This window comes from Streptomyces bambusae (genome assembly GCF_020532645.1).
In the GTDB taxonomy this organism is placed as follows: Bacteria; Actinomycetota; Actinomycetes; order Streptomycetales; family Streptomycetaceae; genus Streptomyces; species Streptomyces bambusae.
Map to the genome: position 1 here is coordinate 60,669 of NZ_JAJAUZ010000010.1, position 18,776 is coordinate 79,444.

The 18,776-nt window shown below is 72.3% G+C and carries 16 protein-coding genes, 1 tRNA gene and 2 pseudogenes; 6 read left to right on the forward strand and 13 right to left on the reverse strand.

Going from position 1 to position 18,776, the window contains the following annotated elements; translation table 11 throughout:
- Positions 1-114: 114 nt before the first annotated feature.
- Together LG634_RS09835 and LG634_RS09840 are read right to left on the reverse strand one after the other, a co-directional pair.
- A complete protein-coding gene (locus LG634_RS09835; RefSeq protein ID WP_226733301.1) occupies positions 115-465 on the reverse strand; it encodes a DUF6479 family protein in 351 nt (116 codons plus the stop codon).
- 616 nt (positions 466-1,081) lie between these two features.
- Positions 1,082-1,291, reverse strand: coding sequence for a hypothetical protein (locus tag LG634_RS09840; protein WP_226733302.1), 210 nt, complete (start codon positions 1,289-1,291; stop codon positions 1,082-1,084).
- Between the two features lie 2,589 nt (positions 1,292-3,880).
- On the opposite strand from LG634_RS09840, the gene LG634_RS09845 reads away from it, so the two are divergent.
- A complete protein-coding gene (locus LG634_RS09845) occupies positions 3,881-5,149 on the forward strand; it encodes a tetratricopeptide repeat protein (RefSeq protein ID WP_226733303.1) in 1,269 nt (422 codons plus the stop codon).
- A gap of 251 nt (positions 5,150-5,400) precedes the next feature.
- On the opposite strand, the gene LG634_RS09850 is transcribed toward LG634_RS09845, so the two are convergent.
- From LG634_RS09850 to LG634_RS09875, 6 genes are all read right to left on the reverse strand, one after another.
- Positions 5,401-6,354, reverse strand: a complete 954-nt coding sequence (locus LG634_RS09850; protein WP_226733304.1) for an XdhC family protein — start codon at positions 6,352-6,354, stop codon at positions 5,401-5,403.
- A gap of 299 nt (positions 6,355-6,653) precedes the next feature.
- Complete coding sequence (locus LG634_RS09855) at positions 6,654-7,334, reverse strand: hypothetical protein (RefSeq protein WP_226733305.1); 681 nt, start codon at positions 7,332-7,334, stop codon at positions 6,654-6,656.
- Complete coding sequence (locus LG634_RS09860) at positions 7,331-7,789, reverse strand: DUF6114 domain-containing protein (protein ID WP_226733306.1); 459 nt, start codon at positions 7,787-7,789, stop codon at positions 7,331-7,333. Before LG634_RS09860 ends, LG634_RS09855 begins: the two co-directional genes overlap by 4 nt.
- Positions 7,780-8,421: a DUF6230 family protein gene (locus LG634_RS09865; RefSeq protein WP_226733307.1), complete on the reverse strand. Its 642-nt coding sequence runs from the start codon at positions 8,419-8,421 to the stop codon at positions 7,780-7,782. Before LG634_RS09865 ends, LG634_RS09860 begins: the two co-directional genes overlap by 10 nt.
- 235 nt (positions 8,422-8,656) lie before the next feature.
- Positions 8,657-9,418 carry a MerR family transcriptional regulator gene (locus tag LG634_RS09870; RefSeq protein ID WP_226733308.1) on the reverse strand — a complete coding sequence of 254 codons (762 nt, stop codon included), beginning with the start codon at positions 9,416-9,418 and terminating at the stop codon, positions 8,657-8,659.
- Positions 9,419-10,173: 755 nt separating this feature from the next.
- Positions 10,174-10,689, reverse strand: coding sequence for a response regulator (locus LG634_RS09875; RefSeq protein WP_372482401.1), 516 nt, complete (start codon positions 10,687-10,689; stop codon positions 10,174-10,176).
- A 52-nt stretch (positions 10,690-10,741) separates the two neighbouring features.
- Here LG634_RS09875 and LG634_RS09880 point away from each other — a divergent pair.
- Positions 10,742-10,813 (forward strand) — tRNA-Arg (locus LG634_RS09880).
- A gap of 238 nt (positions 10,814-11,051) precedes the next feature.
- Here the strand turns inward: LG634_RS09880 and LG634_RS09885 are convergent.
- Positions 11,052-11,261: pseudogene (locus tag LG634_RS09885) on the reverse strand (tyrosine-type recombinase/integrase); the annotation flags it as partial.
- Between the two features lie 29 nt (positions 11,262-11,290).
- Between LG634_RS09885 and LG634_RS09890 the strand changes: the two are divergent.
- Positions 11,291-11,615: pseudogene (locus LG634_RS09890) on the forward strand (NUDIX hydrolase); the annotation flags it as partial.
- 27 nt (positions 11,616-11,642) lie between these two features.
- Here the strand turns inward: LG634_RS09890 and LG634_RS09895 are convergent.
- The 3 genes from LG634_RS09895 to LG634_RS09905 form a co-directional block, all read right to left on the reverse strand.
- Positions 11,643-12,140, reverse strand: a complete 498-nt coding sequence (locus tag LG634_RS09895; RefSeq protein ID WP_226733309.1) for a nuclease-related domain-containing protein — start codon at positions 12,138-12,140, stop codon at positions 11,643-11,645.
- Positions 12,141-13,075: 935 nt separating this feature from the next.
- On the reverse strand, positions 13,076-13,606 hold the full coding sequence (locus LG634_RS09900) for a hypothetical protein (protein WP_226733310.1): 531 nt from the start codon (positions 13,604-13,606) through the stop codon (positions 13,076-13,078).
- A 22-nt stretch (positions 13,607-13,628) separates the two neighbouring features.
- The gene (locus tag LG634_RS09905; protein ID WP_226733311.1) at positions 13,629-14,540 is read right to left on the reverse strand and encodes a hypothetical protein; all 912 of its coding nucleotides are present in this window, start codon (positions 14,538-14,540) and stop codon (positions 13,629-13,631) included.
- A 405-nt stretch (positions 14,541-14,945) separates the two neighbouring features.
- Between LG634_RS09905 and LG634_RS09910 the strand changes: the two genes are divergently transcribed.
- The gene (locus LG634_RS09910; RefSeq protein WP_226733312.1) at positions 14,946-15,203 is read left to right on the forward strand and encodes a hypothetical protein; all 258 of its coding nucleotides are present in this window, start codon (positions 14,946-14,948) and stop codon (positions 15,201-15,203) included.
- A gap of 358 nt (positions 15,204-15,561) precedes the next feature.
- Here the strand turns inward: LG634_RS09910 and LG634_RS09915 are convergent, their stop codons facing one another.
- On the reverse strand, positions 15,562-15,768 hold the full coding sequence (locus tag LG634_RS09915) for a DUF6243 family protein (protein ID WP_226733313.1): 207 nt from the start codon (positions 15,766-15,768) through the stop codon (positions 15,562-15,564).
- 223 nt (positions 15,769-15,991) lie between these two features.
- On the opposite strand from LG634_RS09915, the gene nrtL reads away from it, so the two are divergent.
- Together nrtL and lysA are read left to right on the forward strand one after the other, a co-directional pair.
- A complete protein-coding gene (nrtL, locus tag LG634_RS09920) occupies positions 15,992-17,290 on the forward strand; it encodes an ArgS-related anticodon-binding protein NrtL (protein ID WP_226733314.1) in 1,299 nt (432 codons plus the stop codon).
- A gap of 18 nt (positions 17,291-17,308) precedes the next feature.
- On the forward strand, positions 17,309-18,700 hold the full coding sequence (gene lysA / locus LG634_RS09925; protein WP_226733315.1) for a diaminopimelate decarboxylase: 1,392 nt from the start codon (positions 17,309-17,311) through the stop codon (positions 18,698-18,700).
- The last annotated feature ends 76 nt before the right edge of the window (positions 18,701-18,776 follow it).

Consider the following 18,776-nt stretch of genomic DNA (forward strand, 5'->3'; position numbering starts at 1 on the left):
GTGAAGCCCGGGAGCGGCGGCTCCCGGGCTTCGGGGAAAGTGGCTTCGATGGGGTCTTCGGTTCCCTGAATTCCCTCGGGTCCCTCGGGTCCCTCGGGTCCGGCCGGGGTTACCTCAGGCCGGCTTCATCCGCCCCGGCGGCGGCCCGAACCGGCGCCGCTCACCCGGCGGCTCGACCGGGGCGGCCGGCTGCTCCGCCGCCGCGCCGTCGGCGCTGCGGGAGCCGAAGTTCCCGTACCCCTGGAGCTGGTGCGGTCGCAGGCCGCCCTCCGGGATGTCCACGTAATCACGGTCTTCACAGATCTCGGTCCGGCCGGAGTCCGGAAGCCGCGGCTGGCTCTCGGGGGCGGGGGGAGCCGGTTCGCGGTCCCGCACGCGCTGCCCGAGCCAGAAGCCCAGCATCAGGAATCCCGCGACGGCGATCCCGACGATCAGGAACCAGACGATGTCCACGAATGTGTCCATAACATCAAAATACCCCCGGTCGGCCGAACGTATGCGTACGCGTCCGCGAACGTCGAGATCAGGCCACCGCAGCCGCTGCGGGTGACGGCGGCCGGTGCACCGGGCATACATTCCGCATGCATTCCGGGACGGACCGGCACGGACACGCGAGTGCACCGAGACCGAGGGGGTCACGGCGGATATGAAGTGGCGCCTGCGACCGGCACCGGCCCCGCCGCCCCCGCCCGCCGTGGAGATCGGCACCGTTCCCGCCCTGGCCCCCGCCTTCCAGGACCGCAAACGTTTGCGCATCCGCATCGGGCCAGACGTGCCCACGCTCGTCCTCACGGGCCGCGGTGGCGTCGGCAAGTCCCAGCTGGCCGCCGCGTACGCCCACGAGGCGAAGGCCGCCGACTGTGAGGTGGTGGTCTGGGCCGACGCCGCCGGCGGCGCCGAAGTCCCCGCCTGCTACGCCCGCGCGGCCCGCCGGGTCGCGGCTCCCGGGGCGGACGGCACCGATGCCGAACACGACGCCCGCGCGTTCCTCGACTGGCTGGCCACCACCCGCCGCAGCTGGCTGGTCGTCCTCGACGGCATCACCGACCCGGACGCCCTCGCCCCCTGGTGGCCCCCCGCCTCACGCAGCGGCGCCGGCCGCGTTCTGGCCACCACCCGCCGCCACCGCGCCGCCGTCGCCGAGACCCTCCGGGTCGACGTCTACACCCCCGCCGAAGCCGTCGCCTACCTCCGCACCCGCCTCACCACCGCCGCCCGCCCCCACCTCCTGGACGACCGCCTCACCCCCCTCACCGAACACCTCTCCCGCCACCCCCTGGCCCTCTCCCACGCCGCCGCCTACATGATCAACGTAGGAGCCGGCTGCACGGAGTACCTCACCCTCCTCAGAACCGCTGCCGGAGCCCCGGGGGCTGCGGGGCAAGACCTCTCAGGCACGGGCCGGGCCGGGAGCCCGGGGGAGTGGCCGGGCGAGGGCGCCTGGGGCCGGATCGGGTGGTCCGGGGCGGGGGGACGGGGTCGGTCCGGGGATTCGGGTGGGGCTGATGCGGGTCCCGCCGGGGGTCGGGGCGGGCGGCCGGGTACGGGTGATCGGGGCCGGGCCTCGGGGTCCGGGGCGGGGGGACGGGGTCGGTCCGGAGAACCGGGTGAGGGCGATGCGGGGCCTGTGAGGGGCCGGACCGCGGGGCCGGGAGAGGGCGAATGGCGCCGAACCGGCGAGCCGGGTGAGGGGGCCACGGGTCCGTCCGGGGTTCACGGCCGGGGCGGGCGCCAAGGGGAGGGCCACCTGCGTCGGACCGGAAGCCCGGGGGGCGCCACGCGGGCCGGATCCCGGAGAGAACGGGACCGGCCCGAGGGGCCGAGCGGGGATGAGCGGGGGAGAGCCGACGGCCGGGACGGGAGCCGGTATCCGCTGGACGGCCGGGGGCGGGACGGCTCGGGCGAGTGGCGGGGCGGCGACGATCCCGGCCGGCAGGCCGTGCCCCGGCCGCCCGGCCGGCCGTCCGCCGGGGGCCCCGCCCCACAGGACCTGTCGGGCGGCGCCGCAGCAGCCCCCGCAGAAGCGTCGGCTCACCCAACCGGGCTGCGCACCACGTGCGTTGACGGTACATCAGAACCCTGTCACAGCGAACACCGGAGCAACCACGAGCAGGACGCCGCGGCACCGGTCCGCACCGGCGCCGAGCCTTCCTCCACGCCCGGGCCCGACCTCCACGAACCCACCACCGACACCCGGGCAGCCCCCCGTCCTCCCGCCCACCCCCGGCCCACCCGCCGCCACCCCGCAACCACCCCGCCCGCCCCTCCCACCCACACCACTCCCCACCACCCCACCCCTTCCGACCCCACCCCCCTCACACACCCCGCCGGGCCCCGGACCCCAGACACCGGCCTTGTCCCAGACACCGACCCTGGCCGAGGCGTCGGCTCTGGCCCCGGCGTTGCCCCTGGCCCCTGTCCTGGCCCCGGTTCCGTTTCCGGTACCGGTACCGGTACCGGTACCGACCCTGGTCCTGGCCTTGACCCTGATCCTGGCCCCGGTCCCGCCCCTGGCCTTGGCCCCGGTCCCATCCCCTTTCCCGTCCCCGGCCCTGTCCGTGGCCCTGCCCCTGGTCACGTCCCCGATCCCGTCCCCGGCCCCGACCCTGGACCTGTCCGTGGCCTTGGCCCTGGTCCCGTCCCCGGAGCCGGCCCTGGCGCCGGTTCCGTCCCCGGTCCTGGTTCCGTCCCCGGTCCTGGTCCCGCCCCCGTCCCCGGTCCCGTCACCGGTCCTGGTCCCGCCCCCGTCCCCGGTCCCGACCCTGGACCTGTCCTTGGCCCTGGACCTGGCCCTGTCCGTGGCCTTGGGCCTGGTCCCGGTCCCGGCCCTGTCCGTGGCCTTGGCCCCGGTCCCGGCCCCGATCTCGGCCCCGGCCCCGATATCGGTCCCGACTCTGGCTCGGTCCTTGGCCCTGGCCCGGTCCTTGGCATTGGTCCCGGTCCCGGTCACGGTCCCGGTCCCGGCCCCGGTCCAGGCCTTGGCCCCGGCCCCGGCCCCGGCCCTATCCCCGGTCCCGTCCCCGGCCCTGTCCGTGGCCCCGGTCCAGGCCCCGTTCCAGGCCCCGGTCCCGGCCCGGTCCGCGAGATCACCCCCGCGTTCGAACCCACCTCGCCCCCCGGCCGCAGTCCCTCCGGCCCGGGCTCCGCCCCCGGCGGTGGCGCGGGGGCCGGTCGCGGTGCCGGCCGGGCTCTGGGCAGTGCCCCGGTTCCGCGCCCCGGCCCCGTCCTCCAGCCCGGTCACGTGCCGCGCTTCGAAGCCGTCCCGCCCATGAAGCCGGCGCCCGTCCCTGGCCCTGGCCGGAAATCCGTCCCCCCGCCCGCGCACCACGCGCTGCCCGACTACGAACCGGTCGTCGACGACGCCGGCCTCCCCCACCGGCCCCCCGAACCCGGCTCCCACCACGGCCCGGCCGGCGACCCCGCAACCCGGCCCGCTCCCTTCACCCAGGCCCGCGACCACGCACACGGCCGCAATACCGCCCCCACCCGCGAACCCACTCCCTGCCCAGCGCCCACACTGGCCGACAACCCCACCCCACACCCCGCACCCCCTGCCCGGCCCCACGAGCCCGCACCCCACCCGGCCCCAGCCTCCGCATCAGGCCCCGCCGACCCCCCTGGGCCGCAGCCCACCACGCCCGCCCCGACCCGTGACCACACGCAGAGCCGCGATACCACCCAGTCCGCCGAGCCCGTACCCCACCCGGCCCCGGCCCCGGCCCCCGCCCCGCAGCCCGTCACCCCCGCCCCGGCCCGCGACCACGCGCCGGACCGCGATGCCGGGGCCGCCCCCGCCCCCCACCCGCCGACGGCCCCCGCCGGCCCGCCCCTCCCTCCTTCCCGGGCCGCCCGGCCCGTTGCGATCGCGCTGCGGCTGGCGATGGAGGCTGCGCAGGAGTGTGATCCCGTCGGGCTGGCCGTGCCGGCGTTGCGGCTGGCGGCCGTGCTGGATCCGGTCGGGCATCCGGCGGAGCTGTGGACCCGCGCGGCCGTGCTCCGTTACCTCGGCGCCGCCACCGGCAGCCGCGTCGACACCGCCCAGGCGCGGGCCGCCGTACGGCTCCTGCACCGGTACGGGATCCTCGCCGTCGAGCACCGGGCCGGCGCCCGCGCCGTGCACATGCACCCGCTCACCGCCCGCGCCGCCCGCGCCGCCACCCCCGAGGCGGACCGGCCCGCAGTCCTGCACGCCGCCGCCGACGCCGTACTCGAACTGTGGCCGCCCGCCTCCGGCCGGTACGGCGCACTCGGCGCGAACACCGCCGTCCTCGCCGCCCACCCCTGCGACGCCCTGTGGTCCCGCGGCGTACACCGCCTCCTCCCGCGGGCCGGCCACAGTCTGCTCGAAGCGGGGCTGCACACGGCGGCGATCGGCTACTGGCAGTACCTGGGCGCCCGCGCCGAGGAGGTCCTCGGCCCCGAACACCACGACACCCTCGCCCTGCGCGCCGGACTCGCCGTCAGCTATTCGAGGGGCGGGTTCCACGCCGCGGCCGTCGACCTCAAGGAGCAGGTGCTCGCCGACCGGATCCGGCTCTTCGGCCCCGACGCACCGCACTCCCTCGCGGCCCGCGCCGACCTCGCCGCCACCTACCTGGACCTCAACCGCTTCTCCGAGGGCATCGCCCTGCTGGAGGACGTGTCCGCCGCCCACGAACAGACCCACGGCCCCGGCCACCCCCGCACCCTCGACGCCCAGGCCGACCTGGCTGCTTCGCTCGCGACCGCCGGCCGGCCCGAGGACGCGCTCGCCCTGGAGCAGGAGATCCACGACACCCACGAGCAACTCCGCGGCCGAGACCACCCGGACACCCTGGCCGCCGCCGCCCGCCTGGCCGCCTCGTACTGGTCCCTCGACCGCCCGGCCGCCGCCATCGCCCTACGCGAACGCGTCGCCGCCGCCCGCACCCGCGTGCTGGGCCCGGAACACCCCGACACCCTCGACTCCCACACGGAACTGGCCCGTTCCTACTGGTCCCAGGGCCGCCACCAGGAAGCCGTCACCCTCCTGACCGACGTCACGGACACCCACACCCGCACCCTTGGCCCCCACCACCCCATCACCACCGCAGCCCGCACCCTCCTCACCACCTGGACCACCCACCCCCGCCGCCGCAGATGGCGCAAATCCAGCCCCACGAACGCCTGACCCGACCACCCGCCGGCCCCCGAATCCACCCCCTCACCTCACCAGACCCCCCTCGCCCCACCGGCTGCAGTTCCAGCCCCGCCCGGCCGGAATCCAGCCCCGCCGGCGTTTGAGGCGCGGGGGCCCGGGGGCGGAGCACCCGAACCGGTGTCCGGCCCAGGCCTCGACGACCCCGCCCGGCCGGGAACTCCAGCCCCGCCGGCGTTTGAGGCGCGGGGCGCCGGGGGCGGAGCCCCCGACCCACACCCCGCTCACGACCCCCCGGCAGTAAGCACGCTCAAAACCTCCGCACAAACAGCCATGGCCGTCTCCACCGCGTTCCGCGCCCCCAGATCCAGCCCGATCGGCCCGTGCACCCGATCCAGCAACTCCTCCGCCACGTCCACCGCCACCAGCCCGTCCCGCCGCCGCGCCTGCGTCTTGCGAGACCCCAGCGCCCCCACATACGGCGTCCCGCCCAGCAATGCCGCCCGCAGCACCGGCACGTCGAACTCCGGATCATGACTCAGCATCACGAGGCACTCCGACCCCCGCCCGGCCCCCAGCAGGGCCACCGCCTCGCCCACGTCCGTCGTGACCGCCGACCGCCACCCCAGCAACCGCGCCTGCGCCTCGATCAGCCCGGCGAGTTCCCCCCGCCCGCCGATCACCAGGAACGGATCCGCCGGCAGCGCCTCGATCAGCACCAGCCCCCGGTCCCGGTCCCCGCACTGCGCGTCCCGCCCGGCCCGGTGGTGCCCCAGCAGCTCCACCGCCCGCCGCTCCGCCTCCGACACCGCCGCCTGCCCGGGCCGTACGACCGTACTGACCGCCTGCCGCCCCGCCTCGTCCAGCCGCGACACGAGTGCCGCCCCGGCCCCCTCGCCGAGCAGCTCCCACCACTGCGCCGGTACGGAGGCCAGCGGCTGGAGCAGGATCTCCGCCTGCCCGCCGCACGTCAGCCCGGCCGCCTCGGCCTCACCGCCGTGCACGGACACCTCGCACAGCCGCGCCGTGTCCCCCTCCGGCACCGCCCCCGCCTCGGCCACCAACTGCGCGTCGAACACCCCGCGGTACAGGCTGCCCGCGCAGTCCCCCCGCGGATCCACGAGCACCGCCCCGCCCGGATCCCGCGGCCCGAACCCCTGCTCGGCCACGGGCCGCGCCAGAAACGCCCCCCGCCCCTCGCCCGTCCACTGCCGCGCCGTCTCCACGAGCTCCCGCATCACGCGCCGCCCTCCTGACAGAAGAACCTGGTCAGCTCGACCCTATGCCCGCACCACGGCCGGGAACCGGCTCTGCCCCGAGGTCCATGGGATCGCCCAACCCCTCTCGTCGAAAGGTCCACCACACGCACCCCGGCCCGCCGCCCCGAGAGGGACGACGGGCCGGGACGACGGGCCGGGTTCACGAGCGGGTTCACGAGCCGGGTTCACGGGCCGGGTTCACGAGCCGGGATTGCGGACCGGGATCACGGACCGGCCCCACCGATCAGGACCTCGCACCGATCACGGCCTCACACCGATCAGGACGTCACAGTGATCTGCTGCGCCGCATCCGTCGTGTCCGTCACCAGGTACGTCGCGGAGAACGACGACGACGTCGCACTCGTCGGGCACCCGAACCCGCCGACGACCTTCACCGGCACCGCCGCACCAGAGAACGCCAGCGACGACGGCGCCCCGTTGGTCCACGTGCCGGTGGCCGCCGCCGGCGCGGTCGGCGCGGCCGTGACCGTACAGCTGGCCAGGCCGCTCGTACGCACGACCAGCCCGCCGGTCGGCACGGTCATGGTCGCTGCCACCGGCGCCCCGTTCTGCATGGACACCGCCCACGTGCCGCTCGTGCTCACGGTCGCGGACACCCCCGGCATGCTCGTCGTGCAGGACGAGAACGTCGGCGCCGCCATCGTGTTGCTCACCGGCCCGGCGGGATTGTGGTTGCCCGGCGCCGCCGGCACCAGCCCGGTCGCCGTGGAGACGGAACAAGTGACCGTCACCGAACCGGACTTGAGCGTGGCCTTCCCGGTCAGCGCCGCCTTGAAGGCGTGCCCGGCCGGCGTGACGGTGGTGGATCCGGCGAGCGGGCCCTGCGCGGCGGCGCTGCCGGCGAGCCCGCCGACGGTCAGACCGCCGAGCCCCAGCACGGCAGCGGCGACGGCTAAGGAGGTGCGGGTACGGGGACGGGGACGGGTGTGTCGGGTCATGGCGTGTCTCCTCGTGGAGGTGGGGGAGCAGGCGCAGCCGTGGGGAGCGGGCGCCAGGCGAACATCAGGCCGCCGCCGACGATGCCGAGGACGGTCCCGATCAGGAAGCCGCCCAGGTTCGACATCACGAGGGCGGCGCAGGCCAGCAGCGCGGTGACGATGCCGGCCAGGGAACGGTGGTGCGGGGCGAACCAGCCCGCCAGCCCCATCACGATCATGATGAGCGCCAGCAGGACGGACGGGATGCCCGCGATGCCCTGGTGGAGCATGACCTTCAGCGGAGCCAGCGGCAGCACGGCGATCTCCAGGCCGGCGAGGACGGTGAACAGCCCGCCCCAGAACGGCCGGCTGCGCCGCCACCGCCGCCACCCGCCGCCGGCCCTCGCGAGGACCGACCGGCGCGCGCCGCCGGCGGCGCCGCCGCCCGCCACCGGCCGCAACGCGCTCAGAAGCATTCCTTCTTGCCCTTGGCGACGGTCATGTTGAGGCCGCTCAGCTTGAACGTTCCGGCATTGGTGGCCCAGGCCGTCTGGTGCAGTTTCGTGATCGTCACCTCGTCGGCCTGCTGCCCGAACAGGTCCTGCATGCCCTGCGCGTCCGTCGGCCCCTTGTCGAGCGTGGACGCGTCCCGCCCGATCTCGATGTTGCGGAACATCGCGTCACCGGAGAGCTGGGTGGCGTCCACGAACAGATCGGTGGCCTCGACCGGGGCCTTGCGGCCGGCGCTGAGGTTGAGCGAGATGTCCCCGATGACGGGGAGCGTGGTGACCACCGACTGGCACAGGTTGCGCAGCTCGGCCTGCTTGATCGCGGTGACGGCGACCGGGATGAGCTCCTCCCGCGCGTTCGCGTCGATGCTCCCGTACTGCGCGAAACCGGTGCCGGTCAGACTGTCCGCCGACACCTTGAACTGCTGCCCGGACACCGCGAACGAGGCCGCGAGCGCCCCGTTGGCCAGCGCGATGCCCAGCCCGGCCGTCACGGCGAGCGCCGGCACGGTCAGCACGGCGAACCGCCGCCATGCCACCCGCCCCGCGCCGTCCCGATCCGCGCCGTCCCGATCCGGCGGTAAGTGCTCTTCCTGCATGACGGACACCCCTTTTCGAGCCCACAAAGAACGCTGAAGGAAAGACCGACCCGACCCGCGGACGGCGGTACGGCAGCCAACAGGCGTTGCAGCACGCCCGGTTGCTGCTCGCAGGGTCACTCACGGGGTTACTCACGGGGTAACTCACGGGAGTTACTCGCGAGTCCGAAGACTCGTCTCGAACGTATGAGTGCCAATGGCGGTTGGCAAGGTTGCCGGAACGGCCGCTTTCGGCCTACTCCGGCTCCACCTCACCGCCGCTCATCTTCCGCAGCAGCAACTCCAGTTCCGCGTCCGCCCGCGCCGCCATCGCCCGCGCGAACTCGGCCGTCACCACGTCGCCGGCCAGCGGCCGCAGCGCCGCCACCGCCTCGGCGACCTCCCCCAGCCGCTCCGCGGACAGCCCTTCGAGACCCGCGCTGCCGATCACGTACCGCCGGAACAGCCCGACGAACCGGTCCGCCACCGCAGCCGCCTCACGCTGCAGGAACTCCCCGGCGTCCAGGATCTCCGACACCGGAACCCCCTGCCGTACGAGTGCCAGCGTGGCCTCCAGCAGCGGCGCGCTCCGATGCGTGACGGTGTCACCGTCGACGCTCACGTACCCGAGCTCGACCGCCCGCCGCGCGTCCTCCGACGTGCTCCCGGCCCCGAACAGCGCCCGCGCCTCGGCCGCCGCCAGCGTCACCGGCTCCGCCCGCTGCCAGTCGCGGGTCATGGCGCGTTCCAGCCCCAGCAGCTGAGCGATCCCCCCGCCCCGCTCCCACGCCTGCAGCAGCTCGCCGATCGCATTGACGGTGTACCCGCGCCCCAGCAGATCGTCGATCAGCCGCAGCCGCGCCAGGTGGTCCTCCGAGTACCAGGCCACCCGCCCCTCGCGCCGCGGCGGCGGCAGCAACCCCCGCTCCTGGTAGTACCGGAGGTTCCGCTCCTTCACCCCGGCGGCCTCGGCCACCTCCGCCCGCCGGTACCACCGCCCACCCGCATCCGTCCCCACCCGCGCGAGTCTAGGCCGTTACCCCCAAGTCACCCCCGCCCCCACCGAGGACACCCACCTCCCATCCCCCACCCACCGAGCCCGCCCGCCCCGACCCGCAGACCCACGGCCACACCCGCCCGTCCCGACCCACCGACCCGCGGCCACACCCGCCCGTCCCGACCCACCGACCCGCGGCCACACCCGCCCGCACCGACCCACCGACCCGCGGCCACACCCGCCCGCACCGCCTCGCCGGGGACCGACGGCCGTACCTGCCCCTACCGCCTCGCCGGGGCCGTACTTGCCCGGCTCACCGGCTCACCGGCTCACCGGCTCGCCGAGGCCGACAGCCGCAAACGACGGCGGCCACCTTCCCGAAGACCGACTGCCAATTCCGCCCGTCCACCGCTGGCCGACAGCTACATCCGCCTGCCACCGCCCCGCCGGGGGCCCGAAGGCCGTACTCGCCTCCGCCACCGCCCCCCGCCACGCCGAGGGCCGACGGCCGCCGCATCCGCCCCTCCACCGGCTGACCCGCGGACGTACGCACCCTTCCGCACCCTTCCGCGCGTATCCGCCGGCCGACGCCGGCCAAATCCAGCCCCGCCGGCGATTGAGGCGCGGGGTCCGGGGCAGAGCCCCGTGAAGCTCCGCCGGAACACCCACGGCGGCCCCCCACCCTCGCGGGACACCCGCCCGCCACAGAAACCAGGCCCATGCCGGACCCGCAGGGTCACGACACCACGGCCGCCCGCAGGGCAAGGGAACAACCCCTACCCCCGAGCCCCCTCCGCCTGCGCAGCCCGCCGCTTCTCCCGGTCCACCAGCCGCCGCACCAGCCGAATCAACTCCGCCGGCTCGAACGGCTTCGCCAGGAACGCGTCGACCCCGGAGGCGACCCCGCTCTCCAGCTCGTACTGCGTACACGCGCTCACAATGGCCACCGGCAGATGCCTCGTCCGCGGATCCGACCGCAACCGCGCCGCCGTCCCGAACCCGTCCAACCGCGGCATGACCACATCCAGCGTCACGACATCCGGCCGCACGTCGTGGACGACGTCCAGACACTCGGCACCATCGCTCGCGGTCACGACCTCGAAGCCCTCCAGCTCGAGGTTGACCCTGATCAGCTGCCGGATGACCTTGTTGTCGTCGACAACAAGCACCCGGCCCGACGCGCCTGGCACAACTCGAGAGTAGGTCCGCCCCGGCCCCCGCGTCCGGGTTTTCCCCACTTCCACCCCCTCCGGGCGACCCCGCCCCCGTTCCCCGCCAAACCCGTTCCTGATCACCCCCCAGAAGCTGGTAGGGTTCTACCCGTCGCCGCAAAACGAACGACACGCCCCCGTAGCTCAGGGGATAGAGCAACGGCCTCCGGAGCCGTGTGCGCAGGTTCGAATCCTGCCGGGGGCACTTCGCAGGAAGTGCCAAAAGACCCCGCCACCAGCAGAAACGCTGGGGACGGGGTCTTCGCGTATGTGCAGCCGGGTGTCACGGTGGGCAGCGGCGTGACAGCCCCTGCGGCCTATACGCGGGATGGACCACACCGCATCCGCCCAGCTCAGCCCGGGAAAACGAGAAGGCCCCCGGGGCGCTCCCAGGGGCCGTGGCGCGACTGTCGCCACAAGATCACTCGCGGCTCACGCGAAGATCACTCGTACTCGTTCAGCAGGTCCTCGATCCGCCGGTTCGCCACCTCCTGCCGACCGTCGAGACACTTCGCGTACCGGCTCAGCAGCACCTCCACACTGTTGCCGGCACGCTCGGCCACCTCGGTCGGATCCACCCCCGCGTTCAGCCACGTGGACAGCGCCGAGTGCCGCAGGTAGTACGGCGGGTCCGCGAGCGGCGAGGGCGCGACCCAGCGGACATTGGCGGCGGGGCCGGCTTGGCGGAGTGCTGGAGTTGCCCAAGTCCCCGGAGAGGGGCGTACCCGCGAAGTCCTGGAAGAGACCGGCATCCACGTATCCGTGGACGAGCTCACCGGGGTCTACAAGAACACGACCCGAGGCATCGTCGCCCTGGTCTTCCGCTGCACCCCGACGGGCGGCACAGAACGCACCTCCAACGAGTCCACGGCTGTTGCCTGGCTCACCCCCGACGAGGTCGCAGAGCGCATGCCGAGGTCTTCGCCGTACGCCTACTAGACGCGCTGGATGGAGCCGGGCCCCACGTGCGGAGCCATGACGGGCGCCGGCTCATCCAGGCGAGCTAGGGATCCGGGCCGCCCTTCGGCCTGATCTCAGGCGCCCTTCCAGGCCTGGCGGTGCCGGGCCACGGCGTAGATCTGTTCCACCTGCCGGGCGTCGAGCACTCCGTTGACGTGGGCGAGGGCCGCGAGGGTGCGTTCGTCGTAGACCCGCACCTTCTGCTGGGGCGAGGCGAGTTCGACTGCTGCCGGCTGGACGAAGACGAGCAGGGGGTTCACGGCGACCGAGAACCCGCAGTGCGCGGACAGGACCTTTGCCGCCCGCTCGGACTCACGGCGGGCCTTCCGGGGGATCGGGTACCCCGGCCCGTGATCCACTTTGATGACGTCGTCGCCGACCCAGACGCTTCGCCCACGGAAGTTCTTGGTGTTCAGGGTGAACACGCCGCCGGGCCCGATCAGCAGATGATCTATGTCGTGCTTCGGGGGCAATGGAACGGAGTGCAGCACCTGCCAGCCGTGCCCGAGGAAGCGCCGCAGCTCCTTCCCGACCTTGCGCTCACCTTCCAGACCCTTGCGCCAGCTCTCCAATTTGGGAGGGCGCCGGAGCATCGCATCGAGGAGCCGCCGGGCTGGCCCGGGCCCTTCGGCATCCAACTTGTCCTTGAGCATGGCCCCGGGTCGGTTGCGGGCCAAGTCGTCCTCGGCAGCCAGGGGCGGCAGCGCGGGCAGTGACGAGGGCCGGGGCGGAGGCGGTGTCTGCGGCCGTGGCGGCGGCGATACCGGCCGAGGCGGAGAGGCGGGCGGGGGAGGAGACCCAGACGGAGGCTTCACAACCTTCCCAGCAGAGCCGTGGCCGTTCGGCCGAGCCTGATCAGGCGGCACGTACTGCGCAAGCGCCTTGAGCACCTCAGCTTTTAACTCCGGCCGGATCAACTCCAGATGCCCACTGACCTGGTCGAACCACGCCACCAGACTCCCATTCGAGTCATTGACGTACAGCCGGTCCCGCCCATGCTTCTTCCACGCCTTGACCGTCAGATCTCCCACAGACCCCCCTCAGCCGCAGCCATTCCCCACAGAACATGGCAACAGCCAGAGCGCCGGCCGACAAGAAGGCCTCAGGCGCGTGCGGTGAAACTTTCCCTACTTCATCAAGGGCGCTTCCGCCGCCCAAGGCGGCGTCGCGCGCCCGTCGCCCCGGGCCTGCGCTCCTGTCTCCGCCCCGCCCCGCTCCAGCCCGGACCGCCGGCCGCGCGCCAATGGGCTGAAGGGTTGACGGGATGACCGGGGCCTGCATTGCGTCTGCCGGCCGGTTAGTGGTGAGGGTGGGGAGCTGTCATCCCGTCTGCCGTCGACCCAGGCAAGCCATAGCAGACCAGGCTTCTGGGGCCCAGGTCGTTCGTCCAGCAGGGCGCTCCACCTGGGCCCCAGAAACCTGCCCCGCTATCACTCCGTGTGGGTCGACGGCAGACGGGATGACAGCGGGGTCTGTAACGGCCGAGGGTGCCCGAGCCTTCACCCAATTACCCCTTGGGCGGCAGGTAGGGAATCTTCGAGTGAGCCATCCACAGCCGCTTGAGGCTCATGAGCACCGTCAGGATGAGGTGAGAGAAGAGCGCTACCAAAACCCCAGTCCACGGCCACGGAACAGCGACCTTTGGATCCGTGACGGCACTGCAGGACACCAGCGCCACAACCAACCCGAGGCCAGTCACCACAGCCCAGCTCACATTGGCAAACAACTCTTTAACATTCTTCGCCGCCTCATGATCAGAGAGATCTTCGTCTCGCTGAAGCTTGAGGCTGAGGGTGAACACATTCGTGAGCAGCCCAAAAAGGAGCCCCGTGAAAATCCCGACACCACCCACAAGTTTCGAGACGTCATAAAGCTCAAACTTTTCAATATGTCGAAGCGTTGCTGACAGCACGCCAAGACCCACTGGAACGCCCACGAAAGCGAAATAATCAGATTTCCTGACTCGACGCGTCCTTGCGTCCACGTACGTGCCAAAATGGGCTGCGGCGATGTCCCTGATGCTCCATTTTTCACTCACGACAGCCCCCTCGGCGCAAGACCTACCCCTGCCACGTCCTTGGGTCGACGTGCATGTACTCCAGTGAAGCACCCACCTCTGACATTACGGCCGACCTGAACGTTTCATCCGTGGGCGCCGGGCCGCGCTCATCCGCGATCTCATACATGAACCGGGGAAGGGATCGGCCAACTACGATCGTTCGCTGACGCCCGTCCGTCTCGATCTGCATTCGGATCTCGTCAGCTTCGGGAAGCTGTTTCGCCGAGAATACCGTGTCAGCTGGAAGTTTCTTTTCCAGCGCCTGCTTAATCCAGGGACTGGGGAGACGTGAGCGACGCACCGCCCTCACCTTGTGCTCTTGAATTCGACTACCGACCGACCCATCTGAGTCTTGCTCATGAACGACATACGTGATCTCGTTCAGGCTCGCCTTGTCGATGAACTCGTTCCAGGCATTCGTATCCTGAAAATGATTAATCTCTGTGATCAGCTTTTCACTGTCATGCTTCCGCCGAAACCAGTCCCTGAAAGAGATCGAAAGACCGCCGAAGGCGGATGCGTGGCCAACACTTTCAGTGGCCCACAAGGCGTAATTTCCCACACTGGGAACAATGAGCGCCTGCCGGAGAGGGTAGGACGCCGCGTCATCAACGTTGATCTCATAGGCGTCCGCCCCCGTGTCAGTCTCCACGATCTTCCCGGGAACGCCGTACCGGCCCGCCTCGACCGTGAACCAGAGCGTTCGAAAGTCGACCTCGGAATCCTTCAAGCGAAGGTATCTCTCGCCCTTATCAATCCTCTTCCCGGCACCTTTAAGCTCTTCGTCGAGAAACCGATTGTAGCTATCCAGGAGGTCTTTTCGCTGGGCTCCATATTTCGCGGCTTGCAAGCTCTCTTTGTCTCGCACCCTGCGGATGTTGATCTCGTACAGGGAGAATTGATAGCGAGGCACGGGTCCCCTCCCTTTGGCTGCCGCAAGAGTTCGAGAGCTCAGGCTACTATCCGAACATCTCGGCGGGCAGGGGCTCTTCTCAATCAGATACCCTCCAGCTGCACCGCGGCGAGTCGCGCCTCAGTCACCTGCGACAAGACTGAGGTTCCCGTGCACGGGAACCTCAGAGGTATGACAACTGAGGCGAACAAGGACGCGGTACAGCGCTTAGCTGGGCAGGCACACGAAGTGGGCTGGGCATCCCTGCCTGAGGCGCCGCGTGGACTGCTTCAGCGGCTAAGCCGCGTGCTGCTGGGTCGGCCAGAGCAGCAGGACCAACCAGAGCTGGACACTCCGTGGCAAGACGTCGCCTCACCCCTGCGGAGCGGGTGGCGGGAGAGGGCGGCGAACCTCGATGGCGAGTCCGTGTTCAGCATCGACTACCGGGTCTGCTCGGCGTGCCGGCTGGCTTGGGTGGAGGAGCCCTACACCGAGCCGGAGTATCAAGGCTTCGGCTTGGCTTCGGCTGGTCTCGCCGCGCTGCGGGACGAGTACGGAGACGTGTCGTGGCACACGCTCGGCGGGCATCTCAGGGAGGCGAAGCCGTTCTGGGCTGCTGTGGGCACCGGCGTACCCGGGGAGTACCAGCGGCGTGCGTTGTGCTCCCACGTCTCCAACGGGTGAGGGACGGCTTCCCGAGATGCGGCCCATTTATGGACGGGGGACAGGGCGCAACTGCTCTCTGGCTCTTTGACCTGCGAGAACGCATGAGACGCAAGGCCCCTCCGGAGCCGTGTGCGCAGGTTCGAATCCTGCCGGGGGCACTTCGCGAGAAGTGCCGTAGAGACCCCGCCGCCAGCAGCAGTGCTGGGGACGGGGTCTTTGCGTGTCTGCCGGTGGGTGCCGTTGCAGGGCAGCGGATCGCAGGGGCCGGCGGTGTGGATCGCCCGCCCCGATGCGCCGCAGGGCCCCGGCCGCGTGGTGCGGTCGGGGCCCTGCGGCGGCTGTGCGTCGGTTCCGGGGGCGTGCCCGCGGCCGTGCGTCAGTCCTGGGCCGGGTCCGTGGCGGGGGCGTCCGGGGTGCCCGTCTTCTCGCGCATCTTCTGGAGGAGTTCGGCCTTCTTGTCGGCCGCGGTCTTGCGGTCGAGGTTGCGGTGGGGGCCGTTGTTCTGGCGCTCGGCGCGGGACAGCCGCTTGCGCTGGCCGCCGCCCTGGCCCACGGGGTTGTTGATGTTCTTGCTCTTGGTCACGGGTTCTCCCGGTCGTCGTGTCGTGCAGTGATCTACGGATGCAGCGGGTGGGGCGGGGCCGTCACGCCCTCACTCGTAATCCGGCGTCGGGAAGAACATGACAGCGACGGTACCCGGTTCCCCCGACCCTGTGCACCGGCCTTTCGGCCGCCCGCACGACCCCCACCGCCCGCATCGTGAAACCGTTCGCGGTGAGGAAGGGGTCCTCGCCTAGGGTGGGGTCGTGACCCCCGCAGAGTTGGCCTCGTACGTCGTGTGTGCTGTGCGCGGCGCCGTCGAGGACGGGGAGCTGCGTGTACAGGTGCCCGAGCGGGTCGTGGTGGAGCGGACCCGGCCCGGCGGGGTGGGGGAGTACGCCTGCAACGTGGCGCTGCGGCTCGCGCGGGAGGCCGGGCGGCCGCCGCGGGAGGTGGCCGGGGTGCTGGCCGGACGGCTCGCCGGGGCCGCCGGGATCACCGGCGTCGAGATCACCGGGCCCGGCTTCCTCAACTTCTCGCTCGACGGGTACGGCGGCCTCCCCGCGGTCATCGCCGCGCAGGGCCTCCGGTACGGGCACTCCGACGCGCTCGCCGGGACGCGCTACCGCTTCCCCGAGGGCGGCGGCCTCCGCGGCGAGGTCGTACGCGCCGCCGTCGCCCGCCTGCTCGAGTCCCAGGGTGCGCGGCCCGCCCGGGCTGCCGAGCCCGTTCCCGGCTTCGGCGTGCCGGAGTCGCAGGGTGCGGCCCCCGCCGCCGAGCCCGCCCCTCAAGCCGCCGAGCCCGCCTCCCCGGTCGCGAGCCCCACCGTGGCCGCCGAGCCCGCCCCTCAAGCCGGCCTGCCCGCCTCCCCGGCCGCGGCCCCTGCATGCGCCCGGCCCGCCCCCCACACCGGCCACGCCGGCCATACCAGCCACACCAGCGACACCGGCCACACCAGCCACGCCCGCCCCCTCGCCCCCCAAGCCGTGCGATGCCCCGTCCCGGACGCCCAGCCCACCTTCCTCACACCCCTCCCCCTCCCTCTCACCCCCCTCCCCATCACCCCCCTGCCTCCCCGCCACGAGGACCTGGTCCACCGGCTGGGGGCCCCCGATGCGTACTGGGTCGTGCTGGCCGTGCCGCCGCGCGAGGTGCCTGCGTGTCCCGGAGGCGGGCCGTTGCGGCAGGACGAGGGGAATCCCTGTTTTCTCGTGCGGTACGCGCACTCCCGCGCCCGGGCCGCCGTGCGCGAGGCCGCGCGGCTGGGGTTCGCCCCGGGGTACGACGTGCCCGCGGACGGCCGGGCCGCCCCCCTCCTCGCCGCGCTCGCCGAGTACCCGATGGTCCTCGAAGCAGCCGCCCACCACCGGGCCCCCGAGCGGCTGGCCCGCCACCTCCACGTCGTCGCCGACCTCCTGCTCGGCCACGTGCACGACGTCCTGCCCCGCGGCGGCGAGAAACCCTCGGCCGCCCACCGGGCCCGGCTGGCGCTTGCCGAAGCCGCCGGGACGGTGCTGGCCGGCGGCCTGTCCCTGCTCGGCATCGACGCACCCGACACCCTGTAAAGCAGAGAGAGACCGACGATGAGCCGTTCCGCGCACCCCGCAGGGCCCCGCCACGGGGACGTGCTGCCCGAGAGCCACTACACCGCGCCGCCCGCCGACCTGAACGCCCTCGACGAGAAGGTGTGGGCGAAGACCGTCAGCCGCGGCGCCGACGGGGTCGTGACCGTCGGCGGGATCGAAGTCACCCGGCTCGCCGAGGAGTTCGGCACCCCCGCGTACTTCCTCGACGAGGCAGACTTCCGTGACCGCTGCCGAGCCTGGGCGCACGCGTTCGGTCCGGGCGCCGACGTGTTCTACGCCGGCAAGGCGTTCCTCTCCAAGGCGGTCGTGCGCTGGCTGAAGGAGGAGGGACTCAACCTCGACGTCTGCTCGGGCGGCGAGCTCGCCACCGCGCTGGCCGCCGAGATGCCGGCCGAGCGGATCGCCTTCCACGGCAACAACAAGTCGGCCGCGGAGATCCGCCGCGCCATCGAGGCCGGCGTCGGGCGCATCGTGCTCGACTCCTTCCAGGAGATCGCCCGCGTCGCGCACACCGCCGCCGAACTCGGCGTCCGCCAGCGGGTGCAGATCCGCGTCACCGTCGGTGTCGAGGCGCACACCCACGAGTTCATCGCCACGGCGCACGAGGACCAGAAGTTCGGCATCGCCGTCGCCGACGGCACCGCCGCCGAGGCCGTCCGCCGGGCGCTGGGCCACGACAGCCTCGAACTGATCGGCATCCACTCGCACATCGGCTCGCAGATCTTCGACATGGCCGGCTTCGAGGTCTCCGCCCGCCGCGTCGTCAAGCTGCTCGCCGACGTCCGCGACGAGCACGGCGTGGAGCTGCCCGAGATCGACCTCGGCGGCGGCCTCGGCATCGCGTACACCTCGGAGGACGACCCGCGCGAGCCGCACGAGATCGCCAAGGCGCTCAACGAGATCGTCACCCGCGAGTGCGAGGCCGCCGGGCTGCGCACGCCGCGCATCTCCGTGGAGCCGGGCCGCGCGATCGTCGGCCCCACCGCCTTCACCCTGTACGAGGTCGGCACGATCAAGCCCCTCGAAGGGCTGCGTACGTACGTCAGCGTCGACGGCGGCATGTCCGACAACATCCGCACGGCCCTCTACGACGCCGAGTACAGCGTGTCGCTGGTGTCGCGGACCTCCGACGCCGAGCCGATGCTCAGCCGCGTCGTCGGCAAGCACTGCGAGAGCGGCGACATCGTCGTCCGTGACGCGTTCCTGCCCGCGGACCTGGCGCCGGGAGACCTGCTGGCGGTTCCGGCCACCGGTGCGTACTGCCGCTCGATGGCCAGCAACTACAACCACTCCCTGCGCCCGCCGGTGGTGGCGGTGCGCGACGGCGTGGCTCGAGTGATCGTCCGGCGCGAGACGGAGGAAGATCTCCTGCGGCTCGACCTCGGATGATGAAATAGACATCTCACGCACTGGACAGAGGATGGAAACTTGTGTCCAGTGCGTGAGACTGGTTCATACCTGGCCG